This window comes from Halobaculum sp. MBLA0147, from assembly GCF_041361345.1.
GTDB lineage: Archaea > Halobacteriota > Halobacteria > Halobacteriales > Haloferacaceae > JAHENP01.
Genome location: NZ_JBGKAD010000001.1, coordinates 2,865,373 through 2,891,257, shown reverse-complemented (window position 1 = coordinate 2,891,257; position 25,885 = coordinate 2,865,373). Strand labels below are relative to the sequence as shown.

The 25,885-nt window shown below is 69.6% G+C and carries 25 protein-coding genes; 12 read left to right on the top strand and 13 right to left on the bottom strand.

Translation table 11 applies throughout. The features are described 5' to 3' along the window. Window positions 1–30 precede the first annotated feature (30 nt). Both RYH80_RS13960 and RYH80_RS13955 read right to left on the bottom strand, forming a co-directional pair. Window positions 31–1,023, bottom strand: a complete 993-nt coding sequence (locus RYH80_RS13960; protein WP_370904489.1) for an ABC transporter permease — start codon at window positions 1,021–1,023, stop codon at window positions 31–33. Between the two features lie 22 nt (window positions 1,024–1,045). After that, window positions 1,046–2,683 (bottom strand): ABC transporter substrate-binding protein, encoded by a 1,638-nt coding sequence (locus tag RYH80_RS13955; RefSeq protein WP_370904488.1) that lies wholly within the window; start codon window positions 2,681–2,683, stop codon window positions 1,046–1,048. Window positions 2,684–3,018: 335 nt separating this feature from the next. Here RYH80_RS13955 and secY point away from each other — a divergent pair, with 335 nt between their 5' ends. After that, on the top strand, window positions 3,019–4,470 hold the full coding sequence (secY, locus tag RYH80_RS13950) for a preprotein translocase subunit SecY (protein ID WP_370904487.1): 1,452 nt from the start codon (window positions 3,019–3,021) through the stop codon (window positions 4,468–4,470). Between the two features lie 140 nt (window positions 4,471–4,610). Here the strand turns inward: secY and RYH80_RS13945 are convergent, their stop codons facing one another. Beyond that, window positions 4,611–6,122, bottom strand: a complete 1,512-nt coding sequence (locus tag RYH80_RS13945) for a universal stress protein (protein WP_370904486.1) — start codon at window positions 6,120–6,122, stop codon at window positions 4,611–4,613. Window positions 6,123–6,186: 64 nt separating this feature from the next. After that, window positions 6,187–6,915: a guanosine phosphorylase gene (locus tag RYH80_RS13940; RefSeq protein ID WP_370904485.1), complete on the bottom strand. Its 729-nt coding sequence runs from the start codon at window positions 6,913–6,915 to the stop codon at window positions 6,187–6,189. A 209-nt stretch (window positions 6,916–7,124) separates the two neighbouring features. On the opposite strand from RYH80_RS13940, the gene cofD reads away from it, so the two are divergent. The 4 genes from cofD (at window position 7,125) to RYH80_RS13920 (ending at window position 10,739) form a co-directional block, all read left to right on the top strand. After that, complete coding sequence (gene cofD, locus RYH80_RS13935; RefSeq protein ID WP_370904484.1) at window positions 7,125–8,120, top strand: 2-phospho-L-lactate transferase; 996 nt, start codon at window positions 7,125–7,127, stop codon at window positions 8,118–8,120. Then, entirely contained in the window at window positions 8,117–8,980 is an 864-nt protein-coding gene (locus RYH80_RS13930) for a beta/alpha barrel domain-containing protein (protein ID WP_370904483.1), read from the top strand. Before cofD ends, RYH80_RS13930 begins: the two co-directional genes overlap by 4 nt. Further along, on the top strand, window positions 8,977–9,882 hold the full coding sequence (locus tag RYH80_RS13925) for a triphosphoribosyl-dephospho-CoA synthase (protein ID WP_370904482.1): 906 nt from the start codon (window positions 8,977–8,979) through the stop codon (window positions 9,880–9,882). Before RYH80_RS13930 ends, RYH80_RS13925 begins: the two co-directional genes overlap by 4 nt. Window positions 9,883–10,019: 137 nt before the next feature. After that, complete coding sequence (locus RYH80_RS13920; RefSeq protein WP_370904732.1) at window positions 10,020–10,739, top strand: DUF447 domain-containing protein; 720 nt, start codon at window positions 10,020–10,022, stop codon at window positions 10,737–10,739. A gap of 30 nt (window positions 10,740–10,769) precedes the next feature. Here the strand turns inward: RYH80_RS13920 and RYH80_RS13915 are convergent, their stop codons facing one another. The 3 genes from RYH80_RS13915 to RYH80_RS13905 form a co-directional block, all read right to left on the bottom strand. After that, entirely contained in the window at window positions 10,770–11,165 is a 396-nt protein-coding gene (locus tag RYH80_RS13915; RefSeq protein ID WP_370904481.1) for a PIN domain-containing protein, read from the bottom strand. Beyond that, window positions 11,162–11,413, bottom strand: a complete 252-nt coding sequence (locus RYH80_RS13910; protein ID WP_370904480.1) for an antitoxin VapB family protein — start codon at window positions 11,411–11,413, stop codon at window positions 11,162–11,164. The genes RYH80_RS13915 and RYH80_RS13910 overlap by 4 nt, the downstream gene beginning before the upstream one ends. A 124-nt stretch (window positions 11,414–11,537) precedes the next feature. Further along, window positions 11,538–11,987 carry a MaoC family dehydratase gene (locus RYH80_RS13905; RefSeq protein ID WP_370904479.1) on the bottom strand — a complete coding sequence of 150 codons (450 nt, stop codon included), beginning with the start codon at window positions 11,985–11,987 and terminating at the stop codon, window positions 11,538–11,540. 385 nt (window positions 11,988–12,372) lie between these two features. On the opposite strand from RYH80_RS13905, the gene RYH80_RS13900 reads away from it, so the two are divergent. The 3 genes from RYH80_RS13900 (at window position 12,373) to RYH80_RS13890 (ending at window position 16,958) form a co-directional block, all read left to right on the top strand. Further along, a complete protein-coding gene (locus RYH80_RS13900) occupies window positions 12,373–14,103 on the top strand; it encodes a glutamate--tRNA ligase (protein WP_370904478.1) in 1,731 nt (576 codons plus the stop codon). A gap of 131 nt (window positions 14,104–14,234) precedes the next feature. Continuing rightward, entirely contained in the window at window positions 14,235–16,109 is a 1,875-nt protein-coding gene (locus RYH80_RS13895; RefSeq protein ID WP_370904477.1) for an ABC transporter ATP-binding protein, read from the top strand. Window positions 16,110–16,256: 147 nt separating this feature from the next. Further along, the gene (locus RYH80_RS13890) at window positions 16,257–16,958 is read left to right on the top strand and encodes an Ntn hydrolase family protein (protein ID WP_370904476.1); all 702 of its coding nucleotides are present in this window, start codon (window positions 16,257–16,259) and stop codon (window positions 16,956–16,958) included. Here RYH80_RS13890 and RYH80_RS13885 read toward each other — a convergent pair. The 5 genes from RYH80_RS13885 to RYH80_RS13865 form a co-directional block, all read right to left on the bottom strand. Then, window positions 16,952–18,259: a DUF7351 domain-containing protein gene (locus RYH80_RS13885; RefSeq protein WP_370904475.1), complete on the bottom strand. Its 1,308-nt coding sequence runs from the start codon at window positions 18,257–18,259 to the stop codon at window positions 16,952–16,954. The genes RYH80_RS13890 and RYH80_RS13885 overlap by 7 nt on opposite strands. Next, window positions 18,256–19,770, bottom strand: a complete 1,515-nt coding sequence (locus RYH80_RS13880) for a CRTAC1 family protein (RefSeq protein WP_370904731.1) — start codon at window positions 19,768–19,770, stop codon at window positions 18,256–18,258. Before RYH80_RS13880 ends, RYH80_RS13885 begins: the two co-directional genes overlap by 4 nt. Window positions 19,771–19,873: 103 nt before the next feature. Beyond that, the gene (locus tag RYH80_RS13875) at window positions 19,874–20,626 is read right to left on the bottom strand and encodes a DUF2391 domain-containing protein (protein ID WP_370904474.1); all 753 of its coding nucleotides are present in this window, start codon (window positions 20,624–20,626) and stop codon (window positions 19,874–19,876) included. Between the two features lie 106 nt (window positions 20,627–20,732). Further along, window positions 20,733–21,179 carry a DUF5790 family protein gene (locus tag RYH80_RS13870; RefSeq protein ID WP_370904473.1) on the bottom strand — a complete coding sequence of 149 codons (447 nt, stop codon included), beginning with the start codon at window positions 21,177–21,179 and terminating at the stop codon, window positions 20,733–20,735. 171 nt (window positions 21,180–21,350) lie between these two features. Further along, on the bottom strand, window positions 21,351–21,707 hold the full coding sequence (locus RYH80_RS13865; protein ID WP_370904471.1) for a dihydroneopterin aldolase family protein: 357 nt from the start codon (window positions 21,705–21,707) through the stop codon (window positions 21,351–21,353). Window positions 21,708–21,973: 266 nt separating this feature from the next. Here RYH80_RS13865 and azf point away from each other — a divergent pair, with 266 nt between their 5' ends. The 4 genes from azf (at window position 21,974) to RYH80_RS13845 (ending at window position 25,091) form a co-directional block, all read left to right on the top strand. Next, the gene (azf, locus tag RYH80_RS13860) at window positions 21,974–22,756 is read left to right on the top strand and encodes an NAD-dependent glucose-6-phosphate dehydrogenase Azf (protein ID WP_370904469.1); all 783 of its coding nucleotides are present in this window, start codon (window positions 21,974–21,976) and stop codon (window positions 22,754–22,756) included. Window positions 22,757–22,923: 167 nt separating this feature from the next. Beyond that, window positions 22,924–23,283 carry a MarR family transcriptional regulator gene (locus tag RYH80_RS13855; protein ID WP_370904468.1) on the top strand — a complete coding sequence of 120 codons (360 nt, stop codon included), beginning with the start codon at window positions 22,924–22,926 and terminating at the stop codon, window positions 23,281–23,283. After that, window positions 23,280–23,621: a type II toxin-antitoxin system PemK/MazF family toxin gene (locus RYH80_RS13850; RefSeq protein WP_370904467.1), complete on the top strand. Its 342-nt coding sequence runs from the start codon at window positions 23,280–23,282 to the stop codon at window positions 23,619–23,621. The genes RYH80_RS13855 and RYH80_RS13850 overlap by 4 nt, the downstream gene beginning before the upstream one ends. Window positions 23,622–23,837: 216 nt before the next feature. Next, window positions 23,838–25,091, top strand: coding sequence for an outer membrane protein assembly factor BamB family protein (locus tag RYH80_RS13845; RefSeq protein WP_370904466.1), 1,254 nt, complete (start codon window positions 23,838–23,840; stop codon window positions 25,089–25,091). Between the two features lie 55 nt (window positions 25,092–25,146). Here the strand turns inward: RYH80_RS13845 and RYH80_RS13840 are convergent, their stop codons facing one another. Then, window positions 25,147–25,857: a DUF309 domain-containing protein gene (locus tag RYH80_RS13840; RefSeq protein ID WP_370904465.1), complete on the bottom strand. Its 711-nt coding sequence runs from the start codon at window positions 25,855–25,857 to the stop codon at window positions 25,147–25,149. Window positions 25,858–25,885 lie beyond the last annotated feature (28 nt).

The window sequence follows — 25,885 nt, the reverse complement described above, 5'->3', positions numbered from 1 at the left end:
CGAGCACCGCGAGGAGCGTGTCGAGGAGGGTCACTCGTTGACCACCCGCGGGTCGAGCCGCGCGTACACCACGTCGACCAGGAGGTTGACCAGGACGAAACTCGTCCCGATCACGATCAGACTCCCCTGTAACACCGGCCAGTCGCGGAGGTTGATACTCCGGATCACGAGTGTCCCCAGCCCCGGCCACGAGAAGACGGCCTCAGTGATGACCGCCCCACCGATCAGCGTCCCGAGTTGGAGCCCGAGGACGGTGATCACCGGGATCAGTGTGTTCCGCAGGGCGTGTTTGTACCGGACGAGCGTCTCCGGGAGTCCCTTCGCGCGAGCGGCTCGCACGTACGGCTTCCCGAGTTCGTCGAGCATCCCGGAGCGCGTCAGCCGCGTGATCAGCGCCGTGAAGTACGTTCCCAGCGCGATCGCCGGCAGCGTGATGTGCGCCAGCCACAGCCGCAGCGTCTCGATGAACGACGCCGGGCCGACGATCGCCGCCAGCACCTCGACGCCGGCCACCGCTCGGCCGCTGGTCTGGAAGATCCCCAACTGCACCGCCAACACGAGGATCATCATGATCCCGAGCCAGAAGTTCGGCGTCGAGATCCCCGCCAGCGAGAACAGCGTCGCCAGCCAGTCGACCGGCTGGTTCCGCCGCGTGGCGGAGACGACACCCAGCGGGATCGACAGCGCGATGGCGACGACCGTCGCCGCGACGGCCAACTCCACCGTCGCGGGCACCTTCGAGGCGACCAGCGACGTGACCTCCTGGCCGCGGATGTACGAAAATCCCATGTCGCCACGCACCAGGTCGAAGAGGTACTCCCCGTACTGGACGTACAGCGGCTCGTCCAGGCCCAGCTCGCGAGCGATGGCGCGTCGGGTCTCCTGACTCGCGTCGAGCGGTGCGACGGCGTTGATGGCACTCCCCGGCGTGACGAACCGCAACGCGAACACGACGGTGACCACACCCCAGACGACGCCGATCCCTTGCAGGGTCCGCTTCGCGACGAACCGTCCCTGTGACATCAGTGACTCGCCTCCGGGCGGGTCACATTCGGGAGACCGTGTCCACGTCGATGAACTCGTCCGAACGAGGCTGCCACTCCACGTCGCTGGCGACGCCGTAGACGCTGAACTGCTGGTGCATGAACACCCACGGCGCCAGATCGTGGAGGCGCGCGTTCGCCTCCTGGAGGATCTCCTCGCGAGCCTGGGGGTCGGCCTCGTTCTGTGCCTCCTGCATCAGCGAGTCGATCTCGTCGTTCTTCAGGATCGTCAGGGCACCGTCCGTCGTCAGGAGTGGGATGATCGTCTGACTCGCGTCGAACTCACCGTTGCCCCACCCGAGGAGGTTGAAGTTCGGCTTGTCCTCGATGTTCCCGGTGGTGATGTCCTGCACGAGCGAGGAGAACTCCCGCTGGCGCACCTCACAGGAGACGTTCGACAGCGAGTCGATGTCGCTGGCGGCCGCCTGTGCGACCTCCACGTCCTTGAGGTACCGGCCGATCGGCGTCTCCAGCGTGATCTCCGCGCCCGCGAAGCCGGACTCCTCGACGAGTTGTTCGGCCTGCTCGGGGTCGTACGGGTACGGGTCCACGTCTGGGTTGTAGCCCGTGAACTGTTCGAGCGTCGGCTGCCCGGTGATCGAGCCGAACCCGTTGAGCACGTTCTCGACGATGCTCTCGACGTCGACGGCGTAGTTGAGTGCCTGCCGGAACTGCTTGTTCGAGAACGGCTCCACGTCGTACCGCATCTGGAGGAAGATGATCCGTGTCGACGGGACGGGGTTGACCCCGGCCACGTCGGAGCTCTCGACGCGAGACACCTCCTGTGGCGGCACGTTGGTGACGATCTCAGACTCCTCGGCGAGTAGCCGGTTCACGCGGGTACTCGACTCGCTGGAGGCGTTGAGCGTCGTCGTCGCCACCTCGGGGACCTCACCCCAGTACTCCTCGTTGCGCTCGAAGGAGACCTCGTTGCCGGAGTCGTAGTTCGTCAACTGGAACGGCCCGGTGCCGTTCGCGTTGCGGTTGATGAAGTCGGAGCCGTTGGACTCGATCCACGACTGCTGGACGACCGGGCCGTTCGTCGCGAACAGCTGGAACACGATGGGGTTCAGCCCGTCGAACCGGACCGTCACCTCGCCGTCGCCCGCCTCGACCTCGCTGACTGCGCCGAGGTCGTTCTTCTGCGGGCTGGCGATCCCGGTGTCGTCGAAGACGATCCGCCGGATCGAGAACGCCACGTCCTCGGCGGTGAGGTCGTCGCCGTTGTGGAAGGTGACGCCGTCGCGCAGTGTGAACCGGGCGACGCCGGGCTCGACGCGTTCCCAGTTCGTGGCCAGCGCCTCGACGATCCCGCCGGTCTTGTTCCGGTCCATCAGCCCCTCGTAGGCCTGCCCGACGATGATCTCCGTGTTCGTCTCGGCGTGGTCCTGTGGGTCTAGCCCGGAGTCCATCTGGCCCATCGTGACGGTCACGTCCAGGCCGCTGGCCGTCTCTGTCGACTCCGCCTCCGTCTCGGTGTCCTCGCCGCCGCCACCGCCGCCGGAGGTTTCAGTGTCAGTCGCGGTCGGATCTGCTTCCCCGGTGTCGCCGGCACAGCCGGCTACCGCCGTCGCGGTCGCCGTCCCGGCGGCCGCCAGGAACGTCCGTCTCCCGACTCGCTTCTCGGTATTGTCATCCATACCCACACGCACGACGCCCGGGGTACTTATATTCTGCGTCCGCCGCAGCCGAGCGTCGGGCGGGCGTCTGGGAGTTCTCTCGGTCGTAGGTTGAAATTAGACCCGACTAGGTTGCTGGGCGCGTTCGGCGTTCGAAGTGGATCCAGCCCCCGTCGCGACCGCCCCTCTCGGGTGTCGCGACGCTCGTGTGCGGCTCGGCTCGCGCACCGTGGACCGGGCGACGGGCGCCGACAGACCGTTCTGCCCGCACGTGCCGGCCTCGGGGGCCGAGGAGAGCGGTTCCCGACGAGGCGAGAAGCGAAGCCCCTACAAACGAGGCCTCGTACTCCCAGAGTATGGGTTGGAAAGAGACGGCGGAACCAGTACTCACGCGGATGCCCACGGTGGCGCGTCCGGAGGGGCACGTCCCCTTCAAGCGGAAGCTGGCGTGGACCGCCGGGGTCCTCGTGATGTACTTCTTCCTGACGAACGTCACCCTGTGGGGACTCGGTACCGGCGGGGGCGACTTCTACGGACAGTTCAGATCGATCCTGGCCGGCAACTCCCGGTCGGTGCTCCAGTTGGGGATCGGGCCGATCGTCACGGCGTCCATCGTCCTCCAGTTGCTCGGCGGTGCGAACCTCCTCGGACTCGACACGGACAACGACCCCCGCGACCAGATCCTCTACCAGGGCCTCCAGAAGCTGCTCGTCGTGGTGATGATCTTCCTCACCGGGCTGCCGATGGTGTTCGCCGGGAACTTCCTCCCGGCCAGTCAGCAGCTCGCGCAGGTCGTCCCGGGCGGTACCACCGGCGTGAACGCCCTGATATTCGCCCAGATCGCGGTCGGGGGCGTCCTCATCCTCTTGATGGACGAGGTCATCTCGAAGTGGGGCGTCGGCTCCGGGATCGGGCTGTTCATCATCGCCAACATCAGCCAGCGGATCCTCGGTGGGCTGTTCGGCACGGAGGCGCTGGGCTACTCGAACGGGTTCTTCCCCAACTGGTTCGGCATCGCCACGGGATCGGTCGCCGTCGAGGGGCTCGGCGGCATCCTGCTGGCACCGGGGCAGTTGGTCGCGGTGTTCACGACGCTGTTGATCTTCGTCACCGTCGTGTACGCGGAGTCGGTCCGCGTCGAGATCCCGCTGAGTCACGCTCGCGTGAAGGGTGCCCGGGGGCGGTTCCCGGTGAAGCTCATCTACGCCAGCGTCCTGCCGATCATCCTCGTCCGGGCGCTGACGGCGAACATCCAGTTCCTCGGCCAGATCCTCAACTCGCAGTTGGGGTCGCTGCCGAGTTGGTTCGCGGTGTACTCCAACGGCGTCGCCGTCGAGGGGTTGATGTACTACCTCCGGCCGGTGCGTGGCCCACAGCAGTGGATGTGGTTCGTGTACGCGCCCGCGGGTGACCCCATCGACATCATGATCCGGATCGCGATCGACCTGACGATCACCATCGGTGGGTCGGCGATCTTCGCGATCTTCTGGGTTGAGACGACGGACATGGGGCCGGAGTCGACCGCCAGACAGATTCAGAACTCCGGGATGCAGATCCCCGGGTTCCGACAGAACCCGCAGGTGATCGAGAAGGTGATGGAGCGGTACATCCCGCAGGTCACCGTCATCGGCGGCGCGCTCGTCGGCCTGCTCGCCGTGTTGGCGAACATGCTCCCGACGCTCGGGAACGTCTCCGGGACCGGGCTGCTGCTGACGGTGTCGATCACCTACAAGCTGTACGAGGAGATCGCCGAGGAACAGCTGATGGAGATGCACCCGATGATGCGGCAGATGTTCGGCTCGGAGTAGACGGCTCGGATCGCTCCGGCACGGCTCTCCGGAACGTGCTCTTCTCGCGTCGCGGTCGGTTCGCCCACCGGTCGACACGCTCGATTCGATAGCCGGATCACGCGCACCGCACCGACGAGCCGACGCTCCGAGCGGACCGGTCACCGCACGTCGCCACGATCCACGACGGCCACGTCCGCCTCCACGTCTTCGACGCGGTGGAACGTCGGCGGAGAGAGCAGCCGCGAGGCGGCCGAGCGGTCCCGCGAGGCGCCCAGCAGCACCAGATCGTAGCCCGCGGCGTTGCGCTCGACGAACGACAGCACGTCGGCCCGCGCGACCCGCGTCTCGACGGAGGCGTCGACGGTCTCGACCACCTTCGCGAGTTTGTCCTCGGCGCGCCGTCGTTCGGCCTCGCGGTCGATACAGCTACAGACGGCGACCGTCCCGGAGCCGCCGGCGAGTCGCGCCGCGAAGTCCACCATCGCGTGGGCGGTGTCGCCGGGACGGGCGACCAACACGAGCACGCGCCGCCACTCCTCGCGGGGTTCACGCGCCCGGAGCGTCACGGCGTCCGTGTCCGTCCGGAACACCGCCCGGACGAACGAGGCGGTGCCGCCGAAGGCCGTCTCGTAGGGCGTGACGATCAGGTCGCAGTTGGTCGCGTGGGCCACCTCGCCGACGACGCGCTCCGGGTCGCCGGTGGCGACGGCCACCTCGACGGGGACGCCCGCCTCCGTCCGGAGTCGCGTCGCGGTGGTCTCGACACGTTCGACCGCCTCGTCGGCACGCCGTCGCACCGCCGGGTCCACGTCGGCGAGGCGATCGACGCGGTCACCGGTGCCGCGGGCGTGGTCGAGCAGCGTCCGTTCCGTCGCCGCCACGCGCTCGTCGTCGACCACGTCGAGCAACACCACCTTCCCCGCCTCGTGGGCCTCGGCGAGACGCGCGCCGAACAGCGCCGGTGTGGTCGGGTCTGGCCCACGCAACGGGACGAGGACGTGGTCGTCGGCGGTGACGGTGCCGTAGAGGAACCCCGCTCGCTCCTCGTAGACGCTCTCGCGCCACACCGCGAACACGGCGGCGATCAGCGTACTCGCGAGCAGCGTGAATCCGACGTAGCGCCACGGGGTCGGCGCCGCCAACACCAACAGTGCGGCGGAGAACGCCGACGGCACCTCCACGTCCAGCGCCCACGTCACCACTCCGGCCAGCAGGATCGAGACGGCGGCACTCCCCGGCGAGACGGTCCGGGCCGCGCTCGCGCCGAAGAGGAGGGTCTCGACCTCGATGGCCGCCCACCCGCACGCGGCACCGCCGGTGACGCCGACGACGAACCGCACGGGGTCGGCGTAGCGGCCCTCCGGGTCCGCGAACAGGCCGTAGGCACCCGACGCGAGCGGCGGGAACAGCAGGAACGAGAACTGCGGGAGCGCGTTCGACAACGCCGTGACCAGTGCCAAGAGTCCCGGGACGAACAGCAGCGCCGAGAGCCGGACGAGGTTGTCCGTGTGTTCGAGCCACCGCCGGAACTCCGCGATCTCGCGGCGCTCGATCCGCCGGAGGCGGCGCCGCCACACCGCCACGCCGGACCGGAGCCGCCCCCAGAGACCGCGCACCGGCGCTGTGAGCGCGGCGACGACGGCGGCGAGACGCGAGCGGCGGTCCGGCACGGGTCGACTGGGCGGTGTGTGATCGTGAGTAGTGTGCGGTGCGGGTGGTGTGTACTCCGTCCGTTCAGACCAGTCGCGTCACGGCGTCCAGCGAGATGTCGATGGCGCGGGCGACGTTGTCCTTCGCCTTCTCGGGGAGTTCCTCGTCGGAGTCGGCCCCCTTCTGGGAGCCGGCGACGAGGTTGCCGTCGACGGTACAGATCGCGCCGGCGGCCATCCCGCGGCGGCGCGCCAGCGAGAAGACGGCCGCCGCCTCCATCTCGATGGCCAGCAAGTTCGCGGCCTCCCAGTCGGCGACGTACTCGTCCGTCTCGTTGTAGAAGGCGTCGTCGGAGACGATGGGGCCGACGTGAACGTCCTCGTCGTTGGCCGCGGCGGCGGCCTCCAGCTCGCCGAGGGTCTCGTAGTCCGGCACCGCGGGGTACTCGACGGCCTCGTAGCGGCGACTGGTTCCCTCTTCTTTGGCCGCGCCGGTCGCGATCACCATGTCCCCGACTTCCATCTCCGCCTGGAGCGCGCCGCAGGTCCCGACGCGGATCACCGTCTCGACGCCGACCTCGTGGAGTTCTTCGATCGCGATGGCGGCGGAGGGACAGCCGATGCCCGTCGAGGTGATCGTCAATGGGGTGCCGTCGTAGACCGCGTTGACCGTGCGGTACTCGCGGTTCTCGGCGACCAGTTCCGACTCGTCGCAGTGGTCGGCGATGCGGTCGACGCGGTCCGGGTTCCCCGGGATCAAGGCTACGTCGTGTACGTCACCCTCTTCGAGCAACAGGTGCGGCTGTTTGGACATACCCGTCCGTGCGCCCGTGCTGGGCATAAGTGTACGGAAGCGGGCCCCGCCCCGACCACGTCACTCCGGGAGTGGACACCACCCCGACCACGTCACTCCGGGAGTGGACACCACCCCGACCACGTCACTCCGGAAGTGGACACCACCCCGACCACGTCACTCACCCGCGGAGGGGGAGATACAAACCGGCGTAGCCCGAACCCATCGGTATGGTGACGTTCCTCGCCGGGGGCACCGGGACCCCCAAGCTGCTCGACGGACTCGCGGCCCACTACGAGCCGGCCGCGACGACGGTCGTCGGCAACGTCGGCGACGACGTGGAGATCGGTGGGCTGCTCGTCTGTCCGGACGTGGACACGGTGTTGTTCGCTCGCGGCGGCGAACTCGACCGCGAGACGTGGTGGGGGATCGACGGCGACACGACGACGACGACCGAGGAGATCCAGTCGTTGACGGCCGCGGCGGGACTCGACGACGGCCCGCGGTTCCTCCCGGACGACAGACAGACCGCCGGCCGCGAGATCGCACGGTGGCGACGCTTCTCCGGCGTCGGCGAGTTCATGACGATCGGCGACCGGGACCGCGCGGTCCACGTGCTCCGCACCTCGTTGCTCGACGAGGGCCACACGCTCACCGAGGTCACGCGGACGCTCGCGGACGCCTTCGGCCTCGACGTGGACCTGCTCCCCGTCACGGACGACCCGGTCGCGAGTCTGATCCACACCGACGAGGGCCGGATGCACTTCCAGGAGTACTGGGTCCACCGACGGGCCGAGCCGACGGTCGCGGACGTCGAGTTCCGCGGCGCCGAGGCGGCGACGCCGACGGACGCGGTGCTGACGGCACTCGAGGACGACGTGATCGTCGGACCGTCGAACCCGGTGACGAGTCTCGGCCCGATGCTGGCGGTGCCCGGTGTCGAGGCGGCGCTCCGGGAGACACCCGTCGTCGCCGTGTCGCCGTTCGTCGGCGACGAGGTGTTCTCCGGGCCGGCGGCCGCGCTGATGCGGGGTGTGGGGTACGAGCCGTCGACCGCGGGCGTCGCGGAGGCGTACCCGTTCGCCGACGCGTTCGTCCTCGACGACGCCGACGAGACCACCCTCGACCGCCCGGTCGTCCGGACGGACACGACACTCGACGGCCCGGCCGACGCCGAGCGGGTGTTGGACGCCTGTCGGGAGGCGCTGGAGGTGGTCGAGGAGTGACCTCTGGGGAGGCCGATACAGGGCCGGCTGCCGACGCGACGACGCCGTTCGACCCGCCGGTCGCGCTCGCGTCGCTGTCCGGGGCCGCGGACGCGGCGTGGGCGCGAGCCGGCGCGGGCGAGGCCGCCGTCGCGTTCCTCGGCGGCGTCGCACTGGACGACCCGAGCCGCGAGGCGGCCCGCGAGTTGGTCGCCCGCGAGCGGTCGGAGTTCCTCCCGCCGGACCCCGTCGCGTGGATCGACGAGCAGTTGCGACGACTGGCTGACGTACGAGTTCGCCCCGGCGTGAACGTCCGTGCGACCGGTGTCGCGCCGGTCCGCGCGGCGGCCGAGACGTGCGCCCGGCACGACGCCGTCGTCGAGGTGAACGCCCACTGTCGCCAGCCGGAGCTGTGTGCGGTCGGCTGCGGCGAGGCACTGGCACGCGACACGGAGCGGCTCGCGCGGTACGTCGCCGCGGCGAGCGACACGGGAGCGACGACGAGCGTGAAACTCCGGGCGGAGGTCGACGGCGTGGACCTGCCGGCGACGGCGCGGCGACTCGTCGACGCGGGGGCCGACTGGCTCCACGTCGACGCGATGGACACGGAGGGGATCGTCGCGCTCGTCGCCGACGCCGCTCCCGAGGCGGTCGTGATCGCCAACAACGGCGTCCGCGACCGCCGGACGGTCCGCGAGTACCTCGCGTACGGCGCGGACGCGGTGAGTCTCGGGCGGCCGAGCGACGACCCCGTCGTCCGGCGGCGTGTCAATCGCGCCGCAGTCGAGTGGTTCGAGGGGGCCGACGGGACCAGTGCGGCCGGCGACTCGGGGGGCGACCGCCGACGGTCGGCGGCGACACCGGAGGGAGGCCAGTCGTGAGTCGCGACGACGCGATCCGACGAGAGCCGCTGGACGCAGATCGGGTCCGGCGTGACCCGGCGGCGACGGCGGAGTTGGCGCTGCTGTTGGAGGTCGCCGGGACGCCGAAGCCGGGCAACGTCGACCGCCACCGCGACGCCGCCGACCTCCACTTGGAACAGTTCCTCGCCGGTGCCGTCGGCGCACGGGAGGGGTTGCGGATGGCGGCCGCGGGCGAGCCGGTCGGCGAGGCGTTCGAGACCGCCGTCGCCGGGATGAGCCACCAACGCGGCGGCAACACGCAGTTCGGCTGTCTGCTGTTGCTCGTCCCGCTCGTCGCCGCGACGACGGCCGACCGGCGCGTCACCCGCGAGCGAGTCCGCGAGGTCTGTCGAGCGACGACGGTCGCGGACGCGGCGGGGTTCTACCGCGCGTTCGAGCACGTCGACGTGGCCGTCGCCGACCCGCCCGACGGGATGGAGCCGCTGGACGTACGCCGCGGTGCGGACGCGGTCGCGACGCTCGTCGAGCGCGACCTGACGCTGTGGGAGTTGCTGTGTGACTCCGCGGAGCACGACGACAACGCCCGCGAGTGGGCAGAGGGGTTCCCGCGGACGTTCCGCGCCGCCGAGCGGATCGTCGACGACGACGGCCCCGTCACCGACCGCGCCGCACGGGCGTTCCTCGACCTGTTGGCCGAGTCGCCGGACACGCTCGTCGCGACGCAACACGGCGCCGACGTGGCCGACGAGGTGTCCGACCGCGCCGGCGAGGTGGCAGAGCAGGTCGCCGAGACAGAGTCGTTGGAGCCAGCCGAGGCGTGGGCCGACGAGTTGGTCGAGCAGGGGATCAATCCGGGGACGACCGCCGACATCACCGCCGCCGCGCTGTACGTCGCACTGTGTCGCGGGGTGTCGCCGTGAGCGACGACGCCCCGCCGACCACCGAGTCGGCGACGGGAGCGTTGGACGGGGACGACGACGGCGACGTGGGCGGCAACGGCGATGTGGACGGCGACGGCGACGCGGGCGGCAACGGCGACGCGGGCGGCAACGGCGATGTGGACGGCGACGGCGACACCGCCGACGCAGACGCAGAGTGGCCCGTCGCGCTGACCGGGGTGACGGAGACGGTCGTGACCACGCTCGGCCCGAACGACCTGTGGAACGTCGCCGCGTTGGGTGTCCACGCACCCGCGGGTGGCGGTGACGACCACGTCGGCGCGGGCGAGGGAGACGACCCAGACGGTGTGGACGACTCCGACAGTGTGGACGACGCAGACGGTGTGGACGACCCGGACGACGGCTACGACACGGCGTGGGCGCGGACGTGGGGACGGACGCGGACGTGGCGCAACTTCCGCGAGCGGGGCGAGGGCGTGGTCCAGTTCACCGTCGACCCGCTGACGTTCGCGGAGGCGGCGTTGACGATCCGCGAGGAGTCGGACCCGGTCGTCGAGTCTGCCGACGCGTGGGTCCGCGTCGCCGTCGAGCGCGTCGCTGCGGGCGAACGCGGTGGCACGCAGTGGGTCGACTGGCGGCTCCACCCGGTGGAGACGGAGATCCGCCGCGAACGGGTCGGCTCGTTCGACCGCGCGGCGCTCGCGGTGGTGGAGGCGACCGTCGCGGCGTCGCGACTCGACGTGCCGACGTACGACACGGACGCGTTGCTGGATCGACTGGCGTTCTACGACGAGGTGGTCGAGACGGCCGGCGGCGACCGCGCCCGACGGGCCTTCGACGTGGTCGACGATGCGACGGGGTGGCGGTCGTCACGGTAGTCGACAGCGTCGTCGGCTGAGGCACACCGGTCAACGGTACTCGTCTACGTCGACGACTCGACGGACAGCGTCGTGCGTGAGATCTGTGTCGACGGAGACGACGGTCCCACCGCGGTCGCGAGCGACGGCAGCAACCACCGCGTCGACGGCAGTCAGCTGCGGTCCCTGAGGGCCGACCTCGTCGGCGACGACGGCTGCACTCCGCGCAGTCCCTCGGTCGAGTCCGACGACATCCGCCCAGGAGAGTTCCGACTCGAACTTGGCGAGATCGGTCGCTCCTCGACCGTGTACGGCCCCGAGAAGGAACTCGGTGAGTACCGGTGCTGGGACGACGAACCGTTCGTCGGGGTACTCACGTAGGTACTCGGCGGTCGCATCGACGCCTCGACCGTAGTCGATCAAGAACGTCGCGTCGAAGACTCTCATTCGTCGTCGCGTTGCTCCGCGATCCGTTCGATCCGTCGGCCAGACTTCTCGGCCGTCCGCTCGTGGACCTCACGAGTGGCCGTCCCACGGTCGGTCCCTTCGAAGGCGCCGAACCCAGCGAGGACATCACGATCCTCGTCGAGGACCCGTTCGAGTACGTCGTTGTACGACTCCCCGTCCTTCCGGCGACGGTCGAGTGCCTCCTTGACCCGACGGCTGACTCGAATGTGTTCGTCTGCAGCGGACACGTGTACGTGATCGTTAACACGCGTTCCACTTCACCGTTTGGGCGTCGTGAGAGATGCTACTGGTACGTGTCGAAGTCGCACTCGTCGGCTACCACGGGTCGAGTACCGACGTCCTCACCGACCACTACGCCCCTCCGTCCCGCCGCCGGTACATCACCAGGCCGACCATCGAGAACACGCGCCGGCCGTCCTGGTCGAACGTCTCCGTCTTCGCGTGGACGAGTCCGCGCTCGGGGTGTTCGGGTTCCTTCGCGACGATCTCGTTCTCGCAGGTCAACACGTCGCCGGGGCGCACCGGAGCGGGCCACCGGAGTTCGTCGACACCCTTCGCGCCGACGCTGGCGGCGTCGGACAACACCGCGTCGACGAGCATGCGCATCGTCACCGCGGCCGTGTGCCACCCGGAGGCGATGACGCCGCCGTACGGGGACTCTTCGGCCGCTCGCTCCGGCTCCGTGTGGAACCACTGCGGGTCGTACTGCTCCGCGAACGAGAGGATCTCCTCGCGCGTCACCTCGTAGTGCCCGAACGACTGCGTGTCACTCACCGAGAGGTCCTCGTAGTACACTGACACACCCCGGAGTCGACCGGCGACCGCAATCAACGTTGTCGTGGTCGCCGTCCGTCCGCGCTTGGTGCCACACCCCTCGACGCACTCGCTGGACCGCCTCGGTCGCCCGCGCTCGGGGCGGTAGTCGCCTCCTACCGACCGCTCGGCCGGTCTCACGGGGTCGTGAACTGGCGCGAAACGTCGTCACGCTCATACCTGTGGCAGACGTTCACACGGATGCCCCTACCCGGGTGTGCCTTCCGGTGCCCGCGCGGACCGGACGACACCAGTTTTTCCACCGCACCCGGAGCGGCGTGTCGGCATCCGGAGAGCGGCGTGTCGGCGTGTGGAGCGCGACGCGCCGGCGAATCCACGTCATTCATGCCGCCGGCGCGAGTAGCCGCCGTCGATGGACGAGGAGACACGCGAGCGGGTCCGCGAGGAGGCGGAACTGCACGCACTCGTGAACGCGGTGAAACACGACTCGGACCCCGACGTGGGGGCGATCATGGGACCACTGATGGGCGAGAACCCCGAGTTCCGCGAGCACGGCGACGAGATCGCCGGCGTCGCGGCCCCGGTCGTCTCCGAGATCGCGGGGCTGGACGCCGACGAGCGACGCGAGCGCCTCTCGGAGGCGGCACCCGACCGACTGGCGGCGTTGGAGGCCGACGACGAGGAGGACGACCACGAACTGCCGGAGTTGCCGAACGTCGACGACTACGACACGATCCGGATGCGGGCGGCGCCGAACCCGAACGGGCCGTGGCACCTCGGTCACGTTCGGATGCCCTCCGTCATCGGCACGTACAAGGAGCGTTACGACGGGGAGTTCGTCGTCCGTTTCGACGACACGGACCCAGAGACGAAGCGGCCGGATCTCGACGCCTACGACGCGATCCTCGAAGATCTCGAGTACCTCGGCTTCGAACCGGACGCGGTGCTCCGGGCATCCGACCGGCTGGAGACGTACTACGACCACGCCCGGCGACTGATCGACGCGGGCGGCGCGTACACCTGCTCGTGTCCGGCCGAACACTTCCGCGGGCTGAAGGCCGACGGCGAGCCGTGTGACCACCGCGACAAGCACACCGAGACGATCCACGAGGAGTTCGACGCGATGGTCGCCGGGGAGTACGACGCCGGGGAGATGGTGTTGCGGGTCAAGACGGACATCGAGCACAAGAACCCCGCTCTTCGCGACTTCGTCGCCTTCCGGATGATCGACACCCCGCACCCACGGCCGGAGGCGGCGGAGTACCGCTGTTGGCCGATGCTCGACTTCCAGTCGGGGATCGACGACCACCTCACCGGGGTCACACACATCATCCGCGGGATCGACCTCCAGGACTCCGCGAAGCGCCAGCAGTTCGTCTACGACTACTTCGACTGGGAGTACCCCGAGGTGCTCCACTGGGGCCACGTCCAGATCGACGCCTACGACGTGTCGATGTCCACCTCGACGATCAAGGAGAAGGTCGACGCCGGCGAGTTGACCGGCTGGGACGACCCCCGAGCGCCGACGATCCGGTCGCTGCGACGCCGCGGCATCCGCGGCGAGGCCATCGTCGCGGCGATGGTGGAGTTGGGGATGTCGACCTCGGACGTGGACCTCGCGATGTCGGCCATCTACGCTCACAACCGCGAGTTGGTCGACGACGAGACGGACCGTGCGTTCCTCGTCCGCGACGGCGAGCGGTTCGCGCTGTCGGGTGCCTACCCCGAGGCGGGTCACCCGCCGGTCCACCCGGACCACGAGGACCGCGGCGAGCGCGAACTCGTCGCCGGCGACGCCGTCCTCTTGGAACCGGACGACGTGCCCGCAGTCGGCGACCGCGTGTGGCTGAAGGGGTTCGGCTGCTTCCGCCGCACGGACGACGGCCTCGCGTGGGACGGTCAGGAGATCGCGGTCGTCCGCGAGGAGGGTGTCTCGGTGGTCCACTGGGTGCCCGCCGAGGACAACGAGCCCGTGCGGATGCGGACGCCAGACGGTGACGTGTCCGGCCACGCCGAGGCCGGCCTCCGGGCGTACGAGACGGACGATCTCCTCCAGTTCGAGCGGATCGGCTTCGTCCGCGTCGACGAACCCGCCGCGGCCGGCGACGGCGCGGAGACGGTCGTCTACTACGCACACCCCTGAGTCACGAACGGACGGAGAGCGTGGTGGCGGAGTCGTCACACCGCCGACCTGTCGACCGTGGACTGGTTTCGGTTCGATCTTTTCTCTTGTATTCCGAAATCTATAATACAAGTACCCCCGCAACGGGATGCGTGAGCGGAGAAAGCGGTAATTCGAACGTCGAACTGCTCGCGTCGAGAGTCGAGCGTCCGATACCGACACTCCTGCGAGAGTACTGTCGACGGTACCTCCCGTACCTGTTCGTGAGTCTGTTCACACTGTTGGTCGGCCGTGCCCTGTACCAACTGCCACCGGTGATCGTCGGTGTGTTGTTCGACAGCGTGTTGACGGGCGGCGAGAACTACACGCTCCCGCTCGTCCCGGCAGCGTGGATCCCGACGACCCGCCTCGACCAGTTCCTGTTGTCCGTAGGAGTGATCCTCGGGGCGTACACGGTTGGGACGACCGTACAAGTGGTCGGTGGCTGGGCGAAGTCGTGGGTCGCCTACGAGGTTCAACACGACCTCCGGACGGACGCGTACGCCGAGGCACAACGGTTGTCGTTCGACTTCCACGACACGGAGGGAACGGGACGCGTCCTGAGTGTCCTCAACAACGACGTCAACGCGGTAGAACAGTTCTTCAGCGGGACGCTCCAACGAGTGGCGAACACGGTGTTCCTGCTCGCGGTGATCGCCGGGTACATGCTCCTGCTCAGTTGGCAGTTGACGGTACTCGTCCTCGTCGTGCCGGTGTTGGTGTTCGCGACCAACCACGCGTACTCGCGGTTCGTCGAGCCACGACACCGAGAGATACGGGGCAGGGTCGCCGACATCACCGCCGAGATCGAGGACAACGTCAACGGGATCGACGTACTGAAGACCTACACCCGCGAGCAAGAGGAACGAGAACGGATCACCGAGGTCTCGGACGAGTACCGCGACGCGAACTGGGCAGTCTCGAAGGTGGAGATTCTGACCAACCAGTGGTCCGCGTACACGGTCAACCTGGGGTACATCGTGATCTTGGGTGTCGGCGGGTTCTGGGTACTCCGCGGTCCCCCGGGACCGTTCACGGCGGAACTCTCGGCGGGGACGGTGTTGACATTCCTGCTGTACACGAACCGGCTACAGTGGCCGCTGAGCCAGATCACCTCGATCGTAGACGAGTTCCAGCAGACGAAGGCGACCGTCTCCCGAGTGCTCGGGATCGTGAATCACTCGCCGTCCGTCGCGAACAGGGACGGTGCCCACGAACTCACGTCGGTGAGCGGTGCAGTCTCGTTCGACGAGGTCACGTTCACCTACCCCGACGCCGAGGAGCCGGCGCTTCGAGACGTGTCCCTCGACGTCGATCCCGGTGATACCGTCGGCATCGTCGGTCCGACTGGGTCCGGAAAGTCGACGCTGGTGAAGCTGCTCGTGCGCTTCTACGACGTCGAGGGAGGGACCGTGAGCGTCGACGGACACGACGTGCGAGACGTGACGATCCGGAGCCTCCGACGACACGTCGGCTACGTCGGCCAGTCGCCGTTCCTGTTCGACACGTCTGTCGCCGAGAACATCGCGTACAGTGATCCGACCGTCGACAGAGAGGAGGTCGTCACCGCCGCGAAGCGGGCGGGCGCACACGAGTTCGTCACCGATCTCCCCGACGGGTACGACACCCAGGTCGGCAGCGAGGGTGCGAAGCTGTCTGGCGGACAGCGACAGCGGATCAGCATCGCTCGTGCGATTCTGAGCGACCCCGAGATTCTCGTCCTCGACGAGGCGACCAGTCACGTCGACAACGAGACGAAGACGACGATCCAACGGAACCTCGCCTCGCTGACTGCCGACCGCACGACACTCACTATCGCACACAACCTGTCGACCGTCCGAGGGGCAGACGAGATCGCCGTACTGGAAGACGGAGAGATCGTCGAACGTGGCTCCCACGACGAGCTCGCGGACAACGGCGGACTGTACGAGCGGCTGTGGGAGACCCACACCGGGGAAGTTATTCTCGAGTCTCGTGGTAGAGTATAGAATATACTTTGATCCAGAATCCACTACACACTCCTGTGTGCTCCCAGACAGTGACCTCCCACCGATCACGACCCTCGAGTGACCGTGGCCGTCGACTAAATTATATTTTAGCTGACACTTTTACTCGTCCCAACCGTGGTCGTTCTCGTGACACGGAACGACGCGGGTCGCGAGACCCACGACACGGCACGGGGCGGCGACCGGCAGCGAACACCCGCGGAGGGCGAGCAGTCACTCGGCACGACGGTGGTCGGCGTCGTCGCGTCGGAGGCGGTCGTCCTCGCCTCCGACAGACGCGCGAGTCTGGGTACGACGGTGTCGAGCAAGTCCGTCGAGAAGTTAGTCCCGGTCGGTGACGGGGCGGCGCTGGCGTTCACCGGCTCCGTCAGCGGCGCACAGGACCTCGCGGCGACGCTGCAGTCGGAGCGGACACTGTACGAGACGCGCCGCGACACGCGGATGAGCGTCGCCGCGCTGGCGAGTCTGACGGGGACGGAGATGCGCGAACAGCCACGCGGCGTCAGACACCTCCTCGGTGGGACGGACGCGGAGGGGCCACAGTTGTACAGCTTCGACCGCGGCGGCGCGGCGCTGGCGCACCCGTTCGCGGCCGACGGGAGCGGTGCGGGGACGGCCTACGGGGTGTTGGAGGCCGGGTTCGAACCGGAGTTGGCGGTCGACGACGCGCGATCACTCGCGGCTGCGGCGGTCCGTGCCGCGACGGAGCGAGACCTCGCGTCCGGGAACGGCCTCTGTCTCGCGACGATCGACGCCGGTCCCGTCGAGATCGAGACGTTCCCGGGGTACGGGCCGGCCGACGAGTGGCAGGCCGCACCGGCGAGTCACTGAGACGCGTCGGGAGGTGCGGACGACCTCTCGCTGTCGGACGCGGACGGGTCCGCGCCGTCTGACGCCGACGCCCCTCCACCGCCGACGGGTGCGGACGACTCCTCCCCGCCGTCGTCTCCCGACCGCTTCTCGCCGTCTCTCTCCGACGCCACCTCCCCGTCGACGCGCTCGCTGCCCTCGGCGCCCTCGTCACGCTCGGCGCGCTCGTCGCGCTCGTCACGCTCGGCGCGCTCGTCGCGCTCGTCACGCTCGGCGCCCTCGTCGCGCTCGTCACGCTCGGCGCCCTCGTCGCGCTCGACGTCGACGACGGTCGGGCCGTCGCCGACCAACAGACGGACGCGGTCCTCGCCCAGGGAGACCGTCACGGCGACGGCCGGCGGCTCCGTCGAGAGGACGGTCTCGTGCCACTCCGGGCCCAGGTTCCACACCGGGCGGTTGCGGACGGACTCCCCGTGCCGGTCGAAGAGGGCGACGACGGCCGGGTGCTCGACCACCGTCAGCGACACCGGCACACGGAGGTGGAACCCACAACTCTCACAGCCCGCGGCGACCAGCGGGCGTGGTTCCTCGCCCGGGAGTGCCGGCGTCTCGACCAGGTCGATCGCCCCGTCGACGACGCCGGCACAGTCCGGACAGACGCCGTCGGCCGCGAGCGCGACTCGCCGGCGGTGGTAGGCGTCGAAGGCCTCGACCACGTCGGCGGTGTCCCGCTCTCGGACGCCACCCGGCGGGAACGGCAACGCGAGCAGATCCGTCTCGCAGTCGCGACACGCGACGGCGACGACGTTGTCCACGACCGCGGCGGCGAGCGCACTCGCGCCACACACCGGACAGTCGCCGTCGACACCGGTCGGCGCGCGGTCCACGCGCTCGGTGAACGTCCCGGCGTCGAGCGCGCGAGCGACGGCCCGGCCGGCGTAGGTGAGTTCGTACCGCTCCGTCTCGGGGTCCTTCCGGAGGTAGCGGTCGGTCAACTGCCGGAGGTGGTACGCGAAGCCGGCCGAGGTGTCGGCGTCGCTCGCCTCGAACAGGTCCGTGAACGTCGGCGGCTCGTCGGCGGCGGCGACGGCGCTCACCGCCGCCAGTCGGGTCTCGTCGGACAGCGCCGCGAAGGCGTCGTCGGCCGGTGTCGTCTCTCGTTCTCCTGCCGTCGTCTCCGTCTCACCACTCGCTGCCGCTGTCCCCGTCTCACCACTCGCTGCCGTCGTCTCCGCCTCACCACTCGCTGCCGCTGTCCCCGTCTCACCACTCGCTGCCGTCGTCTCCGTCTCCGAGTCTTCGCCTGTCTCGGTGCGAGTCACCCCGCGTCACCTCCGGGGTGTTCGACGTGGTGTTCGCGTGCGACGCCGGGGTCCGTCAGCGTCGCCGTCCGGCCGTCGGGCCAGCGGACGGTCACCCGCCGCGGCGTCGCCTCGCCGAGTCCGAAGTGAGCGACCGGCTCCATCTGACAGAGGTAGCCCGACCCCGCACACACCGTCCGTCGACGGTCCCACCGATCCGTCTCCAACGTCACCGTCGCACCGCGTGCGGGTGCACCGTGGCGCGTGGTCGGCGCGACGCGCAGCCAGCGGTCTCCGGCGGACGCCGGCTCGTACAGCGCGGGGGGCTGTGGCTCCACCTCGCCGTGGGAGACGAGCAGTTCGAGCACGCCGTCTCCGTCGAAGTCCGCGACCGCCGCGCCGGTGCCGAGTCCGTCCGGGTCCGACGCCGCACCGGGGTCGAGCGCCTCCCAGCGTGTCGGCTCTCCGTCCGGGTGGTGCCTGAACAGCCGGTTCCGACGACCGAGACAGTTGACGAACAGTTCGTCGTGCCCGTCGTTGTCGAAGTCCGCCGCGACCACCGTCCGCACGCGAGACGGCTCCGCGAGCGCCGCCGGCGTGCGGTCGACGAACCCCCCGCCGTCCGGCCGTCCGGTGGGTGTCGATCGCACCCCCCGCTCGCCGTCGCCCGACTCCTGGCCGCCGCCTTCGCCCGCCGGAGCCACGTCGACACCACCGGTCGCCGCGTCAGCGGACGGCGAGAACACGCAGTTGGGCCCCTCCCACGAGCAGAGCACGAGCGTCTCGTCGGCGCGAGTGACCCCACGGGCGTTCGTCTCGGGAGCCGCGAGTCCCACCGCGGCGGCGACCTCGGTGAAGTGACCGCCGTCGTTGCGGAACAGTCTGTTCGGCCCGTCTTGGACGCCGACGAACAGGTCCGTCCGGTCGGAGACGATCGACCCGGCGAGCAGACACCGGCCGCGGTCGGCGACGGAGAGGCCGACCTCCTCGGCCATGTCGGACAACTCCCCGTCCTCGCCCACCTCGTAGAAGCGGAGCGGCTCCCCGTGACTCGCGACGGCGACGCCGTAGCGGCCGGTGCCGTACCGGTCGACGACCGCGACGGACCGCCCGGCGCGGAAGTTGTCCCGGCCGGCGTTGACACCGAGTCCGAACAGGTCGCGCCAGCGACTCTCGGGGTCGTCGGTGGGCGCGTCGACCGGGTCGAGCAGTAGGTCCGTGTCGTGGGTCTCCCCCTCGTAGGCGTCCGTGTCGTGGACGTACAGCTCCTCGCGGCCGTCGGCGTCCACGTCGCCCGCCGCGACCCCGACCGCGTGGTGGTCCGGCGCGGCCAGCGCACTCGGGGTCACGTCCCGGAACTGGCCATCGGCGTAGCTGTACAGGCGGTTCGCGTGACCGTACCCCGCGACGAGCGCACACGGGCCGTCTGCACCGGGCGTGACGGCGACGCCGTACCCCTTGAACGCCTCGCGTGGCGCGATCCGGTCCGAGCGATCCGCGAACACGGCCCCCCGTCGTCGCTGCGGGTACATCAACACACGGGTCCGTCGCCGCGAGTGAGACGGCGGGCCGACGAGGACGACGAGAGGAACGCCCGTCCGGAACGAGAGAGGCGACTCGACACACACTCCTCACTCACTCGCCGGGTCGGTCGTCCTCGGGCAACAGGTCGCCGAGCGCCGCACCGAGTGACATCGGGACGAACGCGACCACGACGACGGCGAGAGCGGTGACCGGCTCGGCCCACGAGACGCGACCCCACGCGGTGAGCATCGCAGTCGCGGTGACGCCCGAGACGGTCACGACGCCGAGGAGCCGCCGCGGGACGACCCCGGCGACGGGGTCCTCGACGCCGACCTCGCGGATGTCCGCGACGTAGATCACGCCGGTCACCAGCCCGACGGCGCCGACGAGCGTCGCGACCAACGCCGCCGGGTGTGCGGCGAGGAACAGTCCGACCTCCGTGGTCCCGCCCTCGACGGCCATCGGGATGCCGAGCAGCGTGCTCCCGAGCAGCGCCTCGGCGGCGTCGCTGCGGTCGAACGCACCGACGGTCGGGCGAGCGGCGGCACGTTCGCGGAGGCGGCGAGCGAGCGCCCGCGTCCTGCGGACACGCGAGCGAGCGGCCGCGGAGTCCGCCACGGCCGCAGACGACGCCAGTGCGTCCAACTCTGCGAGGATGGCGTCCGCGTCCGCCTCAACGGCCGCGGCGTCGTCACTCGCCGTCACGTCCTCGGAGCCGGTCGGCGCGTCTCCCGTCGTGCCGTCGGAGCCGGTCTGCGCGTCCTCCGTCGTGCCGGTCGACTCTGCGGACGCGTCGCCGGGTCGCAGCCGGTCCGTGGCGGGCTCGTCGGGGTGGGCGTCACCGTCGTCGTGGGTCGGTGCCACGTCGGAGCCGACGCCGCCGAGGGTGACGTGTCTTTCGGGCGTCGCGGGGTCTACGCCCAGCGTCGCGTCGCCCCCGTCTGCGTGTCTCCGCCTCCGTCTGGCGCCTCTACGCCTCCGCCTCGTTGCCGTCACTCTCGTCGGCCGCGTCCGCCTCCGCGCCCGCCGACGCCGCGTCCTCCAACTGACTCCGGAGCTGTGGCACGGTGCTGGTGAGTTCGCCGACCTGTTCGCGGGCCTCCTCCAGCGTCGCCAGTAGTTCCGCCGCCTCGTCCAACTCCTCGCCGAGTTCGTCGTCCTCGTCGAAGGCACCCGCCTGCTCGCCCAGGAGGTACTGCTTGCGTGCCTGTCGCAGCGACGCCGCGGCGTCTTCGGTGTCCAGCGCCGAGCGGAGCCCGTTGAGCGCGCCCAAGACGTTGTCCGCGTCCGTCTCCCAGATGGCGTCGGCCGTCGGCAACGCCGCCGTCGCCTCCTCCAAGTGGGCACGAACGTCCTCGCGCGTCTCGCTGGCCGCCTCGCCGAGCAGTTCGTCGTCGTCGAATGTCGTCTGTCCCATGCGTCGGCGTACGCCGGACCGACACATAAAGCGTCGCCCGAGAGCGGAAGTGGAACCTCACGAGTGACCCGGCGAGACAACCGATACGTCGACCCGACGCGGACTACTTTCACTCCGGTCTCGGCACCCGCGGTGACTACTCGTCCGACTCGCCTTCGGGACGGACGGAGACTACTCGCCCCGACCGCCTTCGACGACGGAGACGAGTTTCATCAGCGGGTAGCCGTCCTCCATCTCCATCCGCGTGTCGACGGTGACGGCCTCGTAGCCGATCCGCATCTCGACCTCCATCAGGTGACCAGACAACTCCGTGTAGCCGTTCTCGTGGTCGATGTCGGCCGCGACCGCCGCGTCGTCGATGGCGACCGTCACCGACTCGCAGTGCGGCTGGTTCTCGATGGACTCCGCGATGGCCGTCTCCAGCGAGCGCGTGCTGTCCGGCGAGACCGGCGTCCCGGCGAACTGGTGGTACAGTGAACCGAACTTGATCCCGGCCTCGAAACAGGCCTGCTGTGGATCGGTGACCATACGACTCGCTCGGGCGCCGTGCTGTTAGTGTCGTCGTGTCGGCGGAGGTGGTGTCGGCGTACCGTGGGGGGTGGCGCCGTGTCGGCGGAAGTGGTGTCGGCGTACCGTGGGGGGTGGCGCCGTGTCGGCGGAAGTGGTGTCGGCGTGTCGTCGAGGGTGGCGCCGTGTCGGCGGATGTGGCGTCGGCGTACCGTGGGGGGTGACCCGTCGAGGGCCACGGAGCGGACCGTCCGATATTTACCCCCGCCACGCAGAGGGGCACCCGAATGGAGGACCCGGTGCTGTTGACGGGAGCCGGCGGGCGCGTCGGCCGGGCGATCCTCGACGGGATCGGCGACGAGTACGACTGGCGACTGTACGACCTCGAGCCACCCGCGCCGGGCACGCTCCCGGACGGGGTGAGCGACGACGACGTGTACGTCGGCGACGTGACCGACCGCGAGGCGTTGCGCGAGGCAGTCGAGGGCGTCGGCGCGGTGGTCCACCTCGCGGGTGACCCGCGGCCGAACGCGCCGTGGGACTCCGTGTTGGCGAACAACGTCGACGGCACTCACGCGGTGTTCGAGACCGCCGCCGCGGCCGGCGTCGAGAAGGTGGCGTTCGCCTCCTCGAACCACGCCGTCGGCGCCTACGAGACGGACGAGCGGACCCCAGAGCTGTACCGGACGGACGACGACTACCGACTCGACGGGACGGAACTCCCTCGCCCGTCGAACGAGTACGGCGTCTCGAAGGCGACGGGCGAGGTGATCGGCCGCTACTTCCACGATCACACCGACCTCTCGGTCGTCTGTGTTCGGATCGGCAACCTCACCGAGGACCACCCGCCGGTGGAGTACGAGCGCGGGCAGGCGATGTGGCTCTCGCACCGCGACTGTGCCCACCTGTTCGACCGCTGTCTGCAGGCGGAGTACGACTTCGAGATCGTCTACGGCATCTCCGACAACGAACGCAAGTACTACTCCATCGACCGAGCCCGGGAGGTGCTCGGCTACGAGCCACGCGACGACTCCGCGGCGTACACCTTCGACGGCGAACCGCTGGAGTGAGCGTGGACACCGAGGGATCTCGAGGTGTCGCTATGTGCTCTGTCCCAGTCACTACACGGCCTGCCTCCGTCGTCACACGGTCACGTGGTCTAGCGTCTGTGGGCGCTGCTCACTCTACTACACCGACCGACCAAATAGCTATGTACCGACGGGCTCGACAGGCACGTATGTCGAGCGGCAGTATCGACATCGACGAGTTCGAAGACGCCGACGCGGGCGACTTCGAGGAGCGGACCGACGCCGAGCGGATCGTGGTGTTCCTCGACGAGCACGACGACCGTGCGTGGACGGCGGGGTCGATCGCCGAGCGGCTCGGTCTGCAGACGGATGTCGTCGGTGCACTCCTCTCACGGCTGGAGGAACGAGGACTCGTCCGACACAAGCGACCGTACTGGGCGATCACGGACGACGAGGAACGGCTCCACTCCGCCTATCGGCTCCACCGACACCACGAGAGTGCAGACCGACAGTACGGTGAGGAACGTCTCGAGAACCTCGAGACCGACGAGATGGAGGACGTGCAGTGACGGCGTTCGAGGATCTAGAGCGCGGTGACGTCGTCTGGGCGAGTGACCCGCTCTCGGAGAAAGGACGTCCAGTGCTCGTGGTGGGTACTCCTCGGTTCCCGGGCCACGGTGTCCAACTCATCACTGTCCTGCTCTCTACGAAGACGTACCACGAGGACTCGATCACGCTCCGCGACGACGACTACGAGGGTGAGCCACTCGGGGAACGAAGTCACGTTCTCCCGTGGTCGTTGGCGACACTCACCAGTGCTGCGGACGTCGAACACCACCTCACTGCGCTCGTCGACGACCGCGTCGAAGACGTGACAGACCAGTTGCGTCGGTACGTCTCCGGCTGAGGGTCACGCACTCCAGCCCGTGCCGATGGCAGCGTCCGGTCGGGACGGTAAATCGTCGAGGAAGACGAGAGATCGAACTCTCGAGACGACCACTGGAGCGTGGGTCCTCCGAGAACGGATACCCAGAAGACGGCGACGCGTCGTCCCTCGCCTCGCAGCCGAATCCGACCTCGATCACCACCAAGTTCAAATTCCTCGCACGTCACCCTCCGAGAGATGCGGTCGTACTCGCGCCGGGATCTGTTGGCGACCGTGGGTGCCGCAGTCGCCACCACCGGTGTCGTCGGGGCGACGCGACCGAGTGGCGAGACGGCAGAGCCGCGCGGGCGAACGACCGACCGCACCGCCGCGACGGCCCCACCGGCATCGGGCGCACCACTGTACCGCTACGACGCCACGAACACCGGCGTCATCGACGCGACTGGACCGACGGCACCACCGACGCAGCTGTGGCGCCGTCGCTTCGACGCGGGCGTGTACGGACCGCCCGCCGTCGTCGAGGACACCTGCTACGTGACGACCGGCGACGGTCGACTCCGCGCGCTCGACGCGACGACCGGAGAGCGGTCGTGGTCCGTTCGAGCCGCCGACAGACTGCTCACGACGCCGGCGGTCGGAACGACGGGTGTCCACCTCTGTAACGAGAACCGCGTCGTGCGCTCCGTGACCACCGCCGAGGGGAGCGACCGGTGGCGCGTCGGCGACCGCTTCCGCGGCGGGGGACAGACCCCGCCGACACTCGCGAACGGACTCGTGATCGGTGCGGGCGGCGACGGGCGCGTGTTCGCCTTCGACACCGAGACGGGTCGCGCCGACTGGGTGGTGACACTCCCACGGATCGTCACACGGCCGCTGGCGACCGACGGGCGGCGCGTCTACGTCCCACTCGACGAGCGACTGGTCGCGGTGGACGCACGCCGTGCCGGCGAACCGAGCGACTCGAGTGACGAGGACGGTGGCGGCGACTCGGACGGCCCGACGGGGCCAGCGGTCAGATCGACGAGCTGGGGACTCGGAACGGACGCACCCGTCCGCTCGGGTGTCGCGGTCGGCGGCGGACTGGTCCACGTCGGGACCGCCGACGAGTTGCTCGCCGTCCGGCGTGAGAGTGGGGAGCCACGGTGGCGGGTCGAGACCGACAGCCCCGTCGTCGGTGCACCGGCACTCACCGAGCTACTGACCGTCGCCGCTACGGCCGGCGGAGCGGTCGTCGGGCTCGACCCGGAGGTCGGAGCGGTTCGGTGGCGAACGGCGCTCGACGGTCGCGTCGAACGGGGGCCGGTCGTCGCAGACGAGACGGTCCACGTCGTCCGGACCGACGGCACCGTCGTCGCACTCTCGTTCGACGGGACGGTCCAGTGGCGGCTCGATCACGACGCCACCGTCTCGACGACCCCAGTCGTACTGGACGACCGGCTCTACCTCGCGGACTGGGACGGTACGCTCACCGCCTACGGCTCCGGAAACTGAGTCGTCCGCCTCGGTCGGCGGTCGGCGGCACGCCTCGTCGTCGGCCACGAGTGGCTCACTCGAACAGTCCGCGTACGTCGTCGACCGCCTGCCGACGGCGCGCGACGTGTTCCGAGAGTCGCTGGAACACGACGGGACGCGCGTCCGGCCGGTCGAGGAAGTCGACGAGCAACGACGCGAACGGTGCGCCCCCGTCCCCCGCGTCGGCCGACCCACCACTGTCGGCCGACAGGGCCGGACGGTCGGTCGCCGCCGCGTCACGTGTCGCGAACGTCGCCGCGTCAGTCAGCACGGACGCGTCGTACTCCGTCTCGTCGGCGACCGCCGCGACGACACGCTCCAACGCGGCCGGCGAGAGTGCTCGGTACGACACGGGACCTCCTCCGCGGGAGAGTGGCGGCGGCGACACTCGTTCGGCCACGACCGGGTCCGCCGCGAGCCGACGGCAGTAGTCCAGCGCCGGCCCGAGTGTGACACCGCGGTGTGTCGGGGTGAGCGGGGCGAGGTACTCGCGAGCGCTCGCCGCGAGGCCGCTCGCACCCTCGTGGGTCCCCGTGCGACCGTGGTGGACGGCCGCCGTCACCTGGATCAACCCGTGGAAGAACGGCTCGTCGTCGGAGTCGGTCGGCTCGTCGAGCGGCAGCCACACCGCCTCCCACGGGTCGTGTGTGGCGTGGTAACGGCCGTCGGCGTACAACGCGAGCCCGGCCGCGAGTCCCGCCTCGCGGGCAGACTCGGCCGGCTTCTCGTCCGAACGGTCTGTCACGTCTCCCCGTTGAAGACGGAGCCACGAA

Coding starts and splice junctions, on each gene's coding strand:
- RYH80_RS13960 (WP_370904489.1), bottom strand. CDS start 1,023: ATGTCACAGGGACGGTTCGTCGCGAAGCGGACCCTGCAAGGGATCGGC.
- RYH80_RS13955 (WP_370904488.1), bottom strand. CDS start 2,683: ATGGATGACAATACCGAGAAGCGAGTCGGGAGACGGACGTTCCTGGCG.
- secY (WP_370904487.1), top strand. CDS start 3,019: ATGGGTTGGAAAGAGACGGCGGAACCAGTACTCACGCGGATGCCCACG.
- RYH80_RS13940 (WP_370904485.1), bottom strand. CDS start 6,915: ATGTCCAAACAGCCGCACCTGTTGCTCGAAGAGGGTGACGTACACGAC.
- cofD (WP_370904484.1), top strand. CDS start 7,125: ATGGTGACGTTCCTCGCCGGGGGCACCGGGACCCCCAAGCTGCTCGAC.
- RYH80_RS13915 (WP_370904481.1), bottom strand. CDS start 11,165: ATGAGAGTCTTCGACGCGACGTTCTTGATCGACTACGGTCGAGGCGTC.
- RYH80_RS13900 (WP_370904478.1), top strand. CDS start 12,373: ATGGACGAGGAGACACGCGAGCGGGTCCGCGAGGAGGCGGAACTGCAC.
- RYH80_RS13880 (WP_370904731.1), bottom strand. CDS start 19,770: ATGTACCCGCAGCGACGACGGGGGGCCGTGTTCGCGGATCGCTCGGAC.
- RYH80_RS13870 (WP_370904473.1), bottom strand. CDS start 21,179: ATGGGACAGACGACATTCGACGACGACGAACTGCTCGGCGAGGCGGCC.
- RYH80_RS13865 (WP_370904471.1), bottom strand. CDS start 21,707: ATGGTCACCGATCCACAGCAGGCCTGTTTCGAGGCCGGGATCAAGTTC.
- azf (WP_370904469.1), top strand. CDS start 21,974: ATGGAGGACCCGGTGCTGTTGACGGGAGCCGGCGGGCGCGTCGGCCGG.
- RYH80_RS13855 (WP_370904468.1), top strand. CDS start 22,924: ATGTCGAGCGGCAGTATCGACATCGACGAGTTCGAAGACGCCGACGCG.
- RYH80_RS13845 (WP_370904466.1), top strand. CDS start 23,838: ATGCGGTCGTACTCGCGCCGGGATCTGTTGGCGACCGTGGGTGCCGCA.